Source organism: Amycolatopsis sp. MJM2582, from assembly GCF_000754115.1.
GTDB lineage: Bacteria > Actinomycetota > Actinomycetes > Mycobacteriales > Pseudonocardiaceae > Amycolatopsis > Amycolatopsis japonica.
Genome location: NZ_JPLW01000001.1, coordinates 2,051,160 through 2,064,839 on the forward strand (window position 1 = coordinate 2,051,160; position 13,680 = coordinate 2,064,839).

The following is a 13,680-nucleotide window of genomic DNA, read 5'->3' on the forward strand; positions in this document are numbered from 1 at the left end:
ACGGGCGCCCGGCGTGCCGACCCCCAGAACCAGCACGCGAGTACGCCCGTGACCTCACGAGCCAGTGAACAGGACACCGCTCACTGCGCGCTGACTGTGCAGCTTGCGAGGGTCAAGCCAGGAGTTCCGCGAGGGCGATCGCGTTCTTCGGCGCCTCGACCTTGACGTCGTTGTCGAAGTAGACGTACGTGTCGCGGCCCCAGCCCTTGATCTTCCGTGCCCACTTTTCGAGGGCCCTGTCGCTGTATCCGCTGACGTACAGCTCCTCGTCGCCGTGCAGGCGGACGTACGCGAACTCTTCGCTCGTCATCTCGTCGATGTACGGGAACTTGCCCGCGGTGTCGGCGACCACGAGCGCGATGCCGTGTTTCCGGAACAGGTCCAGGCTTTCGGGCTCGGCGAAGCTCGGATGCCGTACCTCGACGGCGTGCCGGAGCTTCCGGCGAGGGCTCGGATCGGTATGCGGTTCGGCCTTCAGCTTGTCGTCGTGTTGTTTCGCGAGCTCGGCGGCGGCATGGCTGGTGCGCGGCAGCAGCTTGAAGAACGTTTCGACGCGCTCGGCGTCGAACGCCAGCCGCGGCGGCAGCTGCCAGAGGAACGGCCCCAGTTTCCGGCCGAGCGCCAGCACACCGGAGGCGAAGAAGTTCGCCAGCGGTGTCTCGACGTCGCGCAGTTGCTTCAGATGCGTGATGAAGCGGCCGCCTTTGACGGCGAAGACGAAGTCGTCCGGGGTCTGCTCGACCCACGCGCGGTACCGCTCGGGACGCTGCAGCGAGTAGAACGAGCCGTTGATCTCGGCCGAGTTCATCCGGGACGACAGGTATTCCAGCTCGCGCCGCTGCACCAGGCCGCGGGGGTAGAAGTCCCCGCGCCACGGTGGATAGCGCCAGCCCGAAGTGCCGATCCTCAGCTCCGCGACGTCGATCACCGCCTTCCCGTGTCGCCCTGATTCCCCCTCTCTCCTCGGGATAAACGACCACTCACGCCCACGAGAACCGCCACCGGCGGGTCTGGACCAGGCCGGCCGCGAACTCGCGCAGATTGCCCGGCTGACCGGCGAACGACGGCAGGCAGAACGAGCGGTGCTCGGCGGCGACCGTGAGCGCGCGGCCCTGGGTCCGCGGCGGCGCGGCCACCGACAGCTCCATCGAATCGAAGCCCAGCACCGTGAGCGTGGCGCCGAAGCGGTCTTCCCAGCTGCGCAGGACGGCGGACAGCTCGTGGACCTGGTCGGTCGCCTTGATCATGCCCGTCCAGCCGAGGATCGCCGGGATGTCGGCGGGCCGCTCGGTCTGCACCAAAGCCAGCCGGTGCTGCCCGCGCGCGGCCAGGATCGACCCGGTGTTACCCGCCTCGGCCAGCGGATCCGCCCGGCGCGACGGACGGCGGGCGAGGCCGGGGAACTTCGCGCCGAACGGGCGCAGGCAGGCTCCGTCGCAGCACGACGTGTCCCACCAGCGGGCCAGCACCTCGGCCGGATCCACCGAGTCGATCCGGTGGTCGGCGGGGGCGAGCCTGCCGCGATCGTCGATCCAGTCCTCGCCGTTGGCCGCGAAACGCTGGTCGTGCGGGATCAGCACCGGCCACAGCCCGGACCGGTCGAACTCGGCGACGCAGCCGGTGTAGCGCTCCGGCCTGGCCAGCGGCAGGTCGGAAACCCAGATCCGGCCGTGCCACCGGCCGGGCGGCAGGGTCTGGACTGGTGGTGTACCCGGTCGGAACGGTGCGATGGTCATCGGCTTCCCCTCGAACTGGTGTTCGGTCAACTCTACCGAACACTAGTTCGAAGCACCGACAGTTTTCGATACCCCGTTTGCGGGATCTCGGGATGGTCGCCTCAGGCGTCGCTGGAGTCACACGTGCACCAGCCGGTGTCCACAGTGGACTCGTTGTGCTCGGGTGCCCGGACTTACTGCTGGGACGGAGCCGCAAGTGGTAGCAAAGGTCCCTTGCTCTCTTGCCGCAGGACAGCAGGATCGGTGCGGGTGGTCGTGAGTGGCGATTCGGCTTAGAACCCGAATCGCCACTCACGACCACCGTGAGCCGAAGCGAAGCCCTACATCGGGCGCAGCAGGTCGTCCGCGTCCACGATCCGGTACGCGTACCCCTGTTCCGCCAGGAACCGCTGCCGGTGCGCCGCGTACTCCGTGTCGACGGTGTCCCGCGAGACGACCGAGTAGAAATGCGCCTGCCGTCCGTCACCCTTGGGTCGCAGCAACCGTCCGAGCCGCTGCGCCTCCTCCTGCCGCGAGCCGAACGTCCCGGAGATCTGGATCGCGACCGACGCCTCCGGCAGGTCGATCGAGAAGTTCGCGACCTTCGAAACGACCAGTGTCCTGATCTCGCCGCGCCGGAACGCGTCGAACAGTTCCTCGCGTTCCTTGTTCCGCGTCGCGCCCTGGATCACCGGCGCGTCGAGTTCGTCGCCGATCATCTCCAGCTGGTCGAGGTAGGCCCCGATGACCAGCGTCGGCTCGCCGGGATGCCGGTCGACCAGCGATTTGATCACCTTGGTCTTGGTGTCCGCGGTCGCCGCCAGCTTGTACCGCTCCTCGGCCTCGGCCGTCGCGTACGCGAGCCTTTCGGCGTCCGTCAGCGTCACGCGGACCTCGGTGCACTCGGCCGGCGCGATCCAGCCCTGCGCCTCGATGTCGCGCCACGGGACGTCGTATCGCTTCGGGCCGATCAGGGAGAACACGTCGCCTTCGCGGCCGTCCTCGCGCACGAGGGTCGCGGTGAGCCCGAGCCGCCGCCGTGACTGCAGGTCCGCGGTCATCCGGAAGACGGGCGCGGGCAGCAGGTGGACCTCGTCGTAGACCACCAGGCCCCAGTCCCGCGAATCGAACAGGTCCAGATGCTTGTACTCGCCCTTGGTCTTGCGCGTGACGACCTGGTACGTCGCGATGGTGACGGGCCGGATCTCCTTCTTCTCCCCGGAGTATTCGCCGATCTCCTCCTCGGTGAGCGAGGTCCGCGCGACCAGCTCCCGCTTCCACTGCCGGCCGGCGACGGTGTTCGTCACCAGGATCAGCGTGGTCGCCTTCGCGTGCGCCATGGCCGCGGCGCCGACCAGGGTCTTGCCCGCGCCGCACGGCAGCACGACGACACCGGATCCGCCCGCCCAGAACGCCTCGGCGGCCTTGCGCTGGTAGTCGCGCAGCTCCCAGTCGTCCTCGGCCAGGTCGATCGGATGCGCTTCGCCGTCGACGTAACCGGCGAGGTCTTCCGCGGGCCAGCCGACCTTCAGCAGCGCCTGCTTGAGCCGTCCGCGTTCGGACGGGTGCACGACGACGGTGTCGTCGTCGATACGCGCGCCCAGCATCGGGCTGATCTTCTTGTGCCGGAGGATCTCCTCCAGCACCGCGCGGTCGATGGTCGACATGACCAGGCCGTGCGCCGGGTGGTTGGCGATCTGCAGCCGCCCGAAGCGGCCCATCGTGTCCACGATGTCGATGAGCAGCGGCTGCGGCACGGGGAACCGCGAGTACGTGGTCAGCGCGTCGACGACCTGTTCGGCGTCGTGACCCGCCGCGCGGGCGTTCCACAACGCGAGCGGCGTGATCCGGTAGGTGTGGACGTGCTCGGGCGCGCGTTCCAGTTCGGCGAACGGCGCGATGGCGATCCGCGCGTCGTCGGCCTGGCTGTTGTCGACCTCGAGGAGCACGGTCTTGTCGGATTGGACGATCAGCGGGCCATCGGTCACATCCTCCTTTATACGTTCCGGCCACACCGGCTCCCGTCGCGGCACCGCTGGTGGAAGGATGTACGCAAGGTGACTGGAGGGGACCTTGACGACTACACCGACCGGCGGGACGCCCGAGTACGACCCGTTCAACGCGCCCGCGCCCCTGCCCTCGATGCCGGAGGCGGCACCGCCGACGCCGTTCCCCAGACCGGCGCCGCTGAGCGTGCTGGCCAGGGTCTCGATCGTGCTGGGTGTGGTCCTCGCGCTGGGCCTGGGGAGCCTGGCCGCCTGGGGGATCTCGCGGTCGAGCAGTTTCGCCACGGTCGAGGCGGGCAAGTGCCTGTACCTGACCGACGAGGCGGGCGGCAACCAGAGCTACACGACGGCCAATTGCAGTTCGAACCGCGCGACCTTCCGCATCGACGAGGTGAGGACGGGTTCGTCCGACTGCCGCGACGCGGACTACATCCAGTTCGAGCTCTACGGGTCTTCGTCCAGCCGGACGGCCAAGAAGACGCTCTGTCTCGCGCTGAACGTCGAGACCGGGGATTGCCTGCGCGACGTCGTGCACGAGACGCGGATCGCGAAGGTCCGCTGCACCGACATCAGCGCGGAGGCGCGGGCGGTCGTCACGCGGGGATCGTCGGAGACCGCCTGTTCGTCGGAAGACACCGCCCTGCACTACACCGGGCCGCCCGAGCGCACCGTGTGCCTCAGGCCGACCGGCGAAAACATCTAGCGCGCCACCATCGACTGCACGTCGAGCCGGGCGCCGAGACTGCCCGAGTTGTGCATCAGATCGGCGACGCGCTGCAGCCGGATGCCGTTGAGGGAGACCGGGTACGTCCCGAGCGAGATCAGCGAAGCCGTCGTCCGGTCGATGTCGGAGAACGACGGCAGCGCGTCGCGGACGACGGCGGGGTCGGCCGCGCGCACCTGCGCCTCGCTGAGCACCTTCCGGAACACTGCGAGCGTGCGGGCGTTGGCCTGGGCGAAAGCCCCCATCGAAACGTAGGACGACATCGGGAAGTCGAGGGTCGCGCCGCGGGCGCCGTCGGCGAGGATGCTCGCCCCGAGCTCCTTCTCGGCCCTGGTGATGTACGGCTCGACCATCCACGCGGCGTCGACCTCGCCCGCCTGCAACGCCTGCGGCATCCGGTCGAACGGGTTCTGCTTGAACTGGATCCGGTTCACGTCGACGCCCGCGGTCCCCAGCACCGACCTGGCCGCCAGCACGCCGACGTCGTCGAGCATGTTCACCGCGATCTTCGGTGACTTCTTGAGCGTCGGTTCGGTGTAGTCGGAGCCGGGGAGTGTGACGAGCGCCATGGTGTTGCGGCCGGCGGTGTAGGCCTCGCCCTGCAACTGCAACGCCGTCCCCGCCGCGGCGGCGCGGAAGATCGACACGTCGCTGGCGAACGCGAGGTCGACCTCGCCGGCGGAGAGTTTGCCGATCGCCTGGTCGGCGGGAACCTCGACGAGGGTCACGGAAAGGCCGGCCGCGGTGAACTTCCCGGCGGCGACGGCGACCCGCAAGGGCGCCGTGTCGATGGGGCTTCCGACGCCGATCCGCAGTTCCGTCCGTTCGAGTGGCGCGTCGGTGCTTGCGTCACCACCGGAAAACACTCCGCAACCGGCGGTCGCCAGCAGAGCCGCTACCAGCGGAATCGCCAAGACACGCATCTTCGTCACCGCTCACCTACCGAGAGAATGTGCTCCTCCTTCTGGATCGTATGGTCCGTGCCCCATACGATCGCCTGCGGGAGACGCCGGATGGCGCGGCTTTCGATCGTTCTCGAACCTTGTTACTCTACAGTAGGTTCGGGCTCTCGTCCCCGATGTCAGCCATGGGAAAGGGTCCCGTGGTGGGAAAAGGAAACCAGGTGGCCCGTCGCGACAAGCGTCCCCGTGGGGGCGACGCGGCGGAACGGCATCCCCGTGTCGGCGGCCGCTGGCGGCTGCGGAACTGGCACCTGCGTACCAAACTCTTCGTGGTACTCCTGATTCCCGCGCTCGCGGTGGTCGCGCTCGTCGGGCTCCGGGTCAACTCCGATCTGCGGGACGCGCGGCAGCTGGCCGAATTCGCCACCCGCGGCCGGGTCGACAGCACCGTCGCCGAAGCGGTGCATCAGCTTCAGCGCGAACGCGACCTCACCGTCCGGTTCGTCGCGGGCGATCGCAAGGGCGATCTTTCCGAATTGACCGAACAGCGCAAACGGGCCGACGAGGCCATCGGCACGTTCGACCGCACGCTCGGCGAGAGCAAGAGCAGGCTCGGCGACAAGGCCGCGACGAGCCTGCAACAGACCAGCGACCGCCTGCGCGTGCTGACCGGGCTCCGTTTTTCCGCGGAACACTCGGCTTTTCCCGCCGACGCGGTGCTGCGGTCCTACAGCGAGCTCATCTCCGGCCTGCTCGACATCAGCGACGCCACCGCCGCCGACGTCTCCGACCCGGATCTGGGGAAGCTCCGGCTCGCGGGCAACGCGCTCGCGCGGGTCAAGGATCAGATGTCGGTCAAACGCGCGATCATGGCGGCCGCGCTCGCGCAGGGCGGCCTCAACCGGGACCGGACCCGCGCGCTGCTCGGCGCGGAGGCCGAACTCGCCGCCGCCCGCAGCGACTACCGCACCTTCGCGACGCCCGAACAGCAGCGCATGTACGACGACACGGTCATCGGCCTGATCGTCGACATCGGCAACGACATGGTGGAGTCGGCGCTCATCCGCGCCGAGAACGATCAGGGGCTCGGCGGGCTGGACCCGAACCAGTGGGACACCTCGGCCACGTACACGGTCAATCTGGCCCATCAGGTGCAGCAGGCGCTGCTCGTCCAGCTCCAGGAACGCACCGACGCCCTCGCGGCGCGCGCGAGGACGTCCGCGATCTGGGACGGCGGCATCGTGCTCGCCGTGCTGATCGTCGCCGGCGTGCTCTCGGTGATCATCGCGCGGTCGCTGCTGCGGCCGTTGCGGATCCTGCGCCGCAGCGCGCTCCAGGTCGCCGAGCACCAGCTCCCGGCGGCAGTCGAAGGCCTGCTGAGCGATCCCGAACCGCAGCCGGAGAACCTGCGGCGTCGGCTGGCCGTCGCGCCGGTCCCGGTGTTCAGCCGCGAGGAACTCGGCCAGGTGGCGCGCGCGTTCGACGCGGTGCACGGCGAGGCCGTCCGGCTCGCGGGCGAACAGGCCATGCTGCGGGAGAACATCAACGCGATGTTCGTGAACCTGTCGCAGCGGAGCCAGGATCTCGTCGAGCGGCAACTGTCCGTTTTGGACCGTATGGAGGCCGACGAACAGGATCCCGACACCCTCGCCGGCCTCTTCGAACTCGACCATCTCGCGACCCGGATGCGCCGCAACAGCGAGAACCTGCTGGTGCTCTCCGGAACCGACGTCGTCCGTGAAGACGGCGGCGCCGTGGTCGCCGACGAGATCATCGGTGCCGCGCTGTCGGAGGTCGAGCACTACCAGCGGATCGAACTCGGTGCGGCGCCGCGGATCGCGGTGCGCGGCGAGGCCGTCAACGACCTCGTGCACGTGGTGTCCGAGCTGCTGGAGAACGCGACCCGCTATTCGGACCAGAGCACGATGGTGCAGGTCGAGGGGCACGAGACCGACCGCGGCGAATGGCAGATCGAGATCACCGACCACGGCGCGGGCATGCCGCAGGCGGAGATCGACCGGACCAACACGCGGCTGGCGAACCCGCCGGAGGTCGACGTCGAGGTCTCCCGGCGGATGGGTCTGTTCGTGGTCGCGACGCTGGCCGTCCGGCACCATATCGACGTCCGCCTGCGGTCCGCCGACGGCGGCGGGATCACCGCGGTGGTCGTCGTACCCGCCGAACTCATCGTCGAAGCGCCCCGCCCAGCACCGTTGCCGGAGCCCCCGCCCGTCACCGTCGTCGTGCCGGAGCCGGAACCCGAACCGCCGCTGGAAGTGCCGCCGCTGCCGGAACCCCAGGAGAGTGCGGACGAATCGCGGTTCGCGCCCGTGCTGGATCCCGGGCCGCTGCGGCGTGCGCCGGTCGTCGAGCGCGAGACCCCGCCGGAGTGGCCGTCTTCGGACGACGACGCCGTCAACCATCTCGAACTGGACTCGCCGACCGAGCGGATGCCCAAGTACCAGAGCGTGCTTTCGCAGTGGTTCGACCACGGAGGCCCGCGCGAAGGGCCTTCGCCCGCCGAACCCGGCCCGCCCTCGCTGCCGTCATTCGAACCGGTGAAGAACGCCGTGCCCGAGGAGCCCGCGCAGGATCCGGACGAGCCGACCGAGCCGACGTTGAAGCCGCTGGAGCCCAAGGGAAAGGCACCGGAGCCCGAGCCCGCTTGGCCGACGCCCGCCGAACTGGAGCAGGAGGACGGGGCGGAGGAGACCTGGCCGGTGCTGCCCGCCGTCGTCCCCGAGGCTCGGACGCAGGACGACAGGCCGGAGAAACCGCGGGGGGAGAGGCCGATACTCTCACTTTCCCCCGAAGCGGTCCGCGAACGGATGACCAGCCTGCAAGGCGGTTTCCGGCGCGGTCGCCACGCCAGGGGTGACGACAACCCCTCGGTATAAGCGAATTGGATGGTCATGAGCCCGAAAACCGGCCTGCTGGAAGTGATCGCGCTGACCGCGGTGGACGCGGAGCGCGCACAGGAGGGCGGGGCCGATCGCCTCGAACTGGTCAGCGACATGGCCAGCGACGGACTCACCCCGTCGGTCGAGACGCTGCGCGACGTGCTCGCCGCCACCGATCTCCCGGTGCGGGTCATGCTGCGCGACAACATGTCCTTCGCCGCCGGTGACCTCGACGGGCTGCGCGCGGACGCCGGGCGCCTGATCGACGCGGGTGCGCGGGAGTTCGTCTTCGGTTTCCTGGACCTGGAAAGCGAAATCGACGTCGAGGCCTGCGAGACGCTGGTCAAGGAGCTCGACGGGCTGCCGTGGACCTTCCACCGCGCCATCGACCGCGCGCGGGACCCGTTGCGCGCCTACGACCAGCTGACCGCGCTCGGCTGCGACACGGTGCTCGCGGCCGGGCATCCGCACGGTGTGGCGCACGGGCTTTCGGTCCTGCAGCGGCTCGCCCGGCGGGAGGACGGGCCGCGGCTGCTCGTCGGCGGCGGCCTGCGGCCGCAGCAGGTGCACCTGCTGCGGGCGGGCGGCGTCGGCGCTTTCCACGTCGGCAGCGCGGTGCGGCCGGGTGGCTGGGAGTCCGATGTGGACGTCGCCGCCGTGCGCGAATGGGCCGCGCTGGTCAAGGAGTAGGCCGGGCGTTCCTTGCGGGTGCGACTACCGCATTCAGAGGACGAAATGCGGGGCTCCCAGGGGCGCGGCTCCGCCCCGTGCCACACCGCTTCCGCATGCCGTGAAGGCCTCCTTCCTTACCCTCAAGGTAGGTAAGGAGGCCTTCACGGACATTGCGCCGGCTGGCTTGCTGCACCGCATCGCCGCAAGGAGCAGGCGTACGCACCGGATTCCTTGCGCGTGCGACTACCGCATTCAGAGGACGAAATGCGGGGGTTGCCGGACGTACGCAGGGGGTCAGGTCCAGACCACATACGGTGATACGAGGTTGCATCTTCAACTATCGGGTGCCGACCAGATAGCGTGTGGCCATGGCTACCCGCACCGTACGTGACGCGACCAGGGAACTGCTGCGCGATCTGGGCCTGACCACCGTTTTCGGCAATCCCGGGACGACCGAGATCGCCTTCCTCACGGAGTGGCCCGACGACTTCACCTACGTGCTCGCGCTCCACGAGGCGTCCGTCGTCGCGATGGCCGACGGGTACGCCCGCGCGAGCAGGCGGGCGGCGCTGGTGAACCTGCACTCCGCGGGCGGGGTCGGGCACGCGCTCGGGCACATCTTCACCGCGTACCGCAACAACGCCCCGCTGATCATCCTCGCCGGCCAGCAGACCAGGTCGCTCCTGCCGGACGATCCTTTCCTCGGCGCCGTCGAGGCGGCGAACTTCCCCAAGCCGTACGTGAAGTGGAGCTGCGAGCCCGCCAGGGCCGAGGACGTCCCGGCGGCGCTGGCGCGGGCGTACCACATCGCGACGCAGGCGCCCATGGGTCCGGTGTTCGTTTCGGTGCCGGTGGACGACTGGGACGTCGAGACCACGAAGCCGATCGTGTCCCGGCCGCAGATCCGCGGTTTCGCGCCCGATCCGTCCGCTTTGGACGAACTGGTGTCGGCCTTGGACGCCGCCGAGCGCCCGGCGATCGTGGTCGGCCCCGGTATCGACGGTGAAGGCGCCGTGCCGGACGTCGTCGAGCTGGCCGAGAAGGTCGGCGCCGGGGTCTGGGCGCCGCCGATGGGGGCGCGCTGCTCCTTCCCCGAGGACCACCCGCAGTTCTTCGGATTCCTTCAACCGGAACGGAAAGCGCTCGCGAGCGCGCTGGCGGACCACGACCTCGTGGTCGTCATCGGGGCCCCGGCGTTCACCTACCACGTGTACCGCGGCGAGTCGGAAACCGCGCTGCCGCCGCTGTTCCTGGTCAGCGACGACGAGCAGATCCTCGCCAGGGCGGCGGAAGGCACCGGCATCCGCGCTACGCCGAAGCTCACCATCCGCGCGCTGCTGGACCGCGCCGCGCCGAGGGAAGCGCCGAAACCCCGCACCCGGCTGGAAAAGCCCGCCGCGGTCACGCCGATCACGCCCGGCTTCGCCTATGCGGTGATCTCGGAAGTCCTGCCGGACGACGCGATCGTCGTCGAGGAGACGCCGAGCCACCGCAACGAACTGCACGACCACCTGCCGATCAAGTCCACCGACACCGGTTTCCTCACCGTCGCCAGCGGCACCCTCGGCTACGGCCTCCCGGCCGCCGTCGGCGCCGCGCTGGCCCGCCCGGACCGCAAGGTCGTGGCGATCCTCGGCGACGGGTCGAGCATGTACTGCGTCCAGGCACTGTGGACGGCGGCGCAGCACAACCTGCCGGTGACGTTCGTGATCTTCGACAACTCGCAGTACGCCGCCGTGCGCATCCTCGGCGAGGCCGCGGGCGGCGAGAAGGTGCCGGGCGTCGACCTCGGCGGCATCGATTTCCCCGCGCTGGCGAAGAGCCTGGGGCTGCGGACGTCGGTCGTCGAGAAGGCCGAAGACCTCAAGTCGACGCTGGAAGCGGCGCTGCCGGACGAGCGGCCGCATCTGGTGCACGTCCGCATCGACGCGAACCCGCGCACGCTGTACTGAGGGTGTCGCGAAAGCCACTTTCAGGACATCTGCCGTCCCGAAAGTGGCTTTCGCGACATGGCAGCCGCAGGAGTGGCGGCCTTCGCAGCCCGGTCCGGACTCGTCGTCTTAGCCGATCGCGGCCCAAGTGTCCAAAAAGGACGCAACCGGGTCCATTTAATGCTTGTATGTACGGTTTTCGATCGGGTCGTGAGTGGTAAGGGTCGTTCTAACCCTCATTGCCACTCACGACCCGCCGGTCAGACCGTGCAAATCGCCCAAACCAGGCGCTGTCGCCCTGGAAGAGTCCCTTATGGACGATCAAGAAGGCTTCAGCTCTTCGCGCGCGCCTCGGCCTCGGCGGTGTCGGCCGCCGCTTCCTGCTGCGCCAGCTCGTACTCGGCCGCGTCCGAAGCGGCGGCGACCGCTTCCGGGGCACCACCGTGCAGCAGCCGCGCGACCTCACCGCGCAGCGTCACGAACTCGGCCGATTCGCGTGTGGTGATCTGGTCCCGTTCCGCGGGCAGCCCGACCGGCAGGTCCGCGACGATCTTCGCGGGCGACTTCGACAGCACCAGCACGCGGTCCGACAGGTAGACGCTCTCGTCGATGTCGTGCGTGACGACGAGGACCGTGCTCCCGTTCTCGCGCTGCACGCGCCGCGTCAGGTCCTCGAGTTCGAACCGCGTCTGCGCGTCGACCGACGCGAACGGCTCGTCCATCAGCAACAGGGCGGGACGGCTGGCCAGCGCCCGCGCGATCGACACCCGCTGCTGCATACCGCCCGAGAGCTGCCACGGGAACTTCGAGCCGACCCCGGACAGGCCGACCGACTCCAGCGCCTCCTGCGCCCGCGTCCGGCGTTCGGCGCGGCTCAAGTTACGCCACCGCAAGGGGAACTCGACGTTCTTCGCGACCGAGAGCCACGGGAACAGCGAGCGGCTGTAGTCCTGGAACACGACGGCCAGGTCCTCCGGCACGCCGGAGACGTCGTCGCCGTGCAGGCTGACGCGGCCGGACGTCGGCTTGATCAGCCCGGCGATGCAGCGCAGGAGCGTGGACTTGCCGCAGCCCGACGGGCCGACGATGCTCGCGAGCTGTCCCGCTTCCACGGTGAACGACAGGTCGTTGACCGCGACGTGCGCCTTTTCTCCCGCGCCGTACCGGTGGTTCAGCCCGGAGACTTCGAGCATGGTTGACATCTTGCTGACCCTTCGAAAGCTAGATACGGCCGTTGCGGGTGGGCTGCCAGCGAAGCACTCTCTGCTCCACCGCGAGGAAGGCCGCGTTGAACCCGAAGCCGAGCAGTCCGAGCAGGACCAGCCACGACCACATGAGCGGGAAGTCGAACGCCTGCTGGGCGTCCATCAGGGACCGGCCGATGCCGTTGTAGGAACCGACCAGTTCCGAGATCACCATCAGCAGCAGGGAGATGGACAGGCTCAGCCGCAGGCCGGCGAAGATCTTCGGCCCGGCGGCGGGGAGCACGATCGAGCGCACCCAGTACGACCGCGGGGTCCGGAACGACTTCGCGGTGTCGATCTTCACCTGGTCCACCGACCGGACGCCGTCCACGGTGTTGAGCAGCACCGGCCAGATCGCGCCGAAGATGATCGACCCGGTCTGCATCCCCGGACCGAGTCCGAAAAGGACGATGAACACCGGGATCAGCGCGGGCGGCGGGACCGAGCGGAAGAACGCGAAAAGCGGTCCGACGTAGTCCATCCCCGTCTTGGACCGTCCCAAAAGGACACCCAGCGCGACACCGAACGCGCCGGCCAGCAGCCAGCCGCCGAGGGTCCGGCCGAGGCTGGGGAGCACGTTGTCGAACACCGTGTCGGTCAGGAACAGCTGCGAGGCCGGGCCGGTGAACCACAGTTTCACCGAAGTGCTCAGGATCTCGCTCGGCGGCGGGAAGAACGGGCTTTCCGCGAGCCGGGTCGCGAGCTCCCAGATCCCGATCAGGGCGAAGAAGAGCAGCCAGTTGCGGACGAGGATGCCGATACCCCGGCCCACTCGCCTGCCGACGCGGCTGGTCAGCGTGAGGGTCGTCACGAGACCGCCTCCCGGTCGACCGTGCTCCAGCGGAACGCCCGCCTGCCGATCATCTCGAGCCCGCCGTTGATGAGGAAGCCGAGCGCGCCGACCACCACGGTGCCGGCGAGCACGAGGTCGAACCTGGTGGAGCCGGTGCTGGCCTGCATGATGAAGTTGCCGATGCCGAGTTTGGCCCCGGCGAGGAACTCGGTACTGACCACCGCGATCAGCGCGATGTTGGCGGACAGCCGGACCCCGGTGAACACGAACGGCGCGGTATGCGGCAGCGCCACCGACGTCAGCGTCCGGAACTTGCTCGTACCGCAGGCCTTCGCGGTCTCCAGCAGCACGGGGTCGATCTCGCCGAGCGCGTAGATCGTGTTGAACATGATGGGCCACAACGACGCGTACACGGCCAGCGTGATCTTCGCCTCGGGCCCGCCGCCGATCAGCAGGAGCACCAGCGGGATCAGCGCGACGGCGGGGATCGGCCGCAGGAACTCGATGACCACCGCGGTCGCCGTGCGCAGGCCGGGGATGCTGCCGAGCAGCAGGCCGGCGGGCACCGCGATGGCGACCGCGATCAGCAGGGCGATCGCCCACGCGAGGAACGTGGCGATCAGGTCCCGGACGAACTGGGTCTCGCCGAACTGTTCGAAGATCGTCACGAGGACGACGGACGGCGGGGGGAGGAACTCTTTACGGACCAGGCCGGCCTGGACGATCACTTCCCACACGAGGAAGAAACCGGCCAGACCGGCAAGGGCACGGAGAAGTCGTGACACCTTTACCT

At 69.1% G+C, this 13,680-nt stretch carries 11 protein-coding genes; 4 read left to right on the forward strand and 7 right to left on the reverse strand.

The features are described 5' to 3' along the window. Positions 1 to 112: 112 nt before the first annotated feature. The 3 genes from ED92_RS10090 to ED92_RS10100 all read right to left on the reverse strand — a co-directional run bounded on the left by ED92_RS10090 (position 113) and on the right by ED92_RS10100 (position 3,703). A complete protein-coding gene (locus ED92_RS10090; protein ID WP_081975732.1) occupies positions 113 to 928 on the reverse strand; it encodes a DUF72 domain-containing protein in 816 nt (271 codons plus the stop codon). A gap of 52 nt (positions 929 to 980) precedes the next feature. Further along, positions 981 to 1,736: a DUF4253 domain-containing protein gene (locus ED92_RS10095; RefSeq protein WP_037336314.1), complete on the reverse strand. Its 756-nt coding sequence runs from the start codon at positions 1,734 to 1,736 to the stop codon at positions 981 to 983. A gap of 320 nt (positions 1,737 to 2,056) precedes the next feature. Beyond that, on the reverse strand, positions 2,057 to 3,703 hold the full coding sequence (locus ED92_RS10100) for a DNA repair helicase XPB (protein ID WP_037335606.1): 1,647 nt from the start codon (positions 3,701 to 3,703) through the stop codon (positions 2,057 to 2,059). A gap of 85 nt (positions 3,704 to 3,788) precedes the next feature. On the opposite strand from ED92_RS10100, the gene ED92_RS10105 reads away from it, so the two are divergent. Beyond that, positions 3,789 to 4,424, forward strand: coding sequence for a hypothetical protein (locus ED92_RS10105; protein ID WP_037335608.1), 636 nt, complete (start codon positions 3,789 to 3,791; stop codon positions 4,422 to 4,424). On the opposite strand, the gene ED92_RS10110 is transcribed toward ED92_RS10105, so the two are convergent. After that, a complete protein-coding gene (locus tag ED92_RS10110) occupies positions 4,421 to 5,377 on the reverse strand; it encodes an ABC transporter substrate-binding protein (RefSeq protein ID WP_152610847.1) in 957 nt (318 codons plus the stop codon). The genes ED92_RS10105 and ED92_RS10110 overlap by 4 nt on opposite strands. 191 nt (positions 5,378 to 5,568) lie before the next feature. Here ED92_RS10110 and ED92_RS10115 point away from each other — a divergent pair, with 191 nt between their 5' ends. From ED92_RS10115 to mdlC, 3 genes are all read left to right on the forward strand, one after another. Continuing rightward, positions 5,569 to 8,244, forward strand: coding sequence for a nitrate- and nitrite sensing domain-containing protein (locus ED92_RS10115; RefSeq protein WP_200882680.1), 2,676 nt, complete (start codon positions 5,569 to 5,571; stop codon positions 8,242 to 8,244). Between the two features lie 15 nt (positions 8,245 to 8,259). Continuing rightward, complete coding sequence (locus ED92_RS10120; protein WP_037336320.1) at positions 8,260 to 8,937, forward strand: copper homeostasis protein CutC; 678 nt, start codon at positions 8,260 to 8,262, stop codon at positions 8,935 to 8,937. Positions 8,938 to 9,287: 350 nt separating this feature from the next. Then, positions 9,288 to 10,871 (forward strand): benzoylformate decarboxylase, encoded by a 1,584-nt coding sequence (mdlC, locus tag ED92_RS10125; protein ID WP_037335614.1) that lies wholly within the window; start codon positions 9,288 to 9,290, stop codon positions 10,869 to 10,871. Positions 10,872 to 11,182: 311 nt separating this feature from the next. On the opposite strand, the gene ED92_RS10130 is transcribed toward mdlC, so the two are convergent. From ED92_RS10130 to ED92_RS10140, 3 genes are read right to left on the reverse strand one after another with little or no spacing between them, the layout of a single operon-like run. After that, on the reverse strand, positions 11,183 to 12,052 hold the full coding sequence (locus tag ED92_RS10130) for an ABC transporter ATP-binding protein (RefSeq protein ID WP_037335617.1): 870 nt from the start codon (positions 12,050 to 12,052) through the stop codon (positions 11,183 to 11,185). A gap of 19 nt (positions 12,053 to 12,071) precedes the next feature. After that, positions 12,072 to 12,905 carry an ABC transporter permease gene (locus ED92_RS10135; protein WP_037335619.1) on the reverse strand — a complete coding sequence of 278 codons (834 nt, stop codon included), beginning with the start codon at positions 12,903 to 12,905 and terminating at the stop codon, positions 12,072 to 12,074. Then, entirely contained in the window at positions 12,902 to 13,672 is a 771-nt protein-coding gene (locus ED92_RS10140; protein ID WP_037335622.1) for an ABC transporter permease, read from the reverse strand. Before ED92_RS10140 ends, ED92_RS10135 begins: the two co-directional genes overlap by 4 nt. Positions 13,673 to 13,680: the final 8 nt, after the last annotated feature.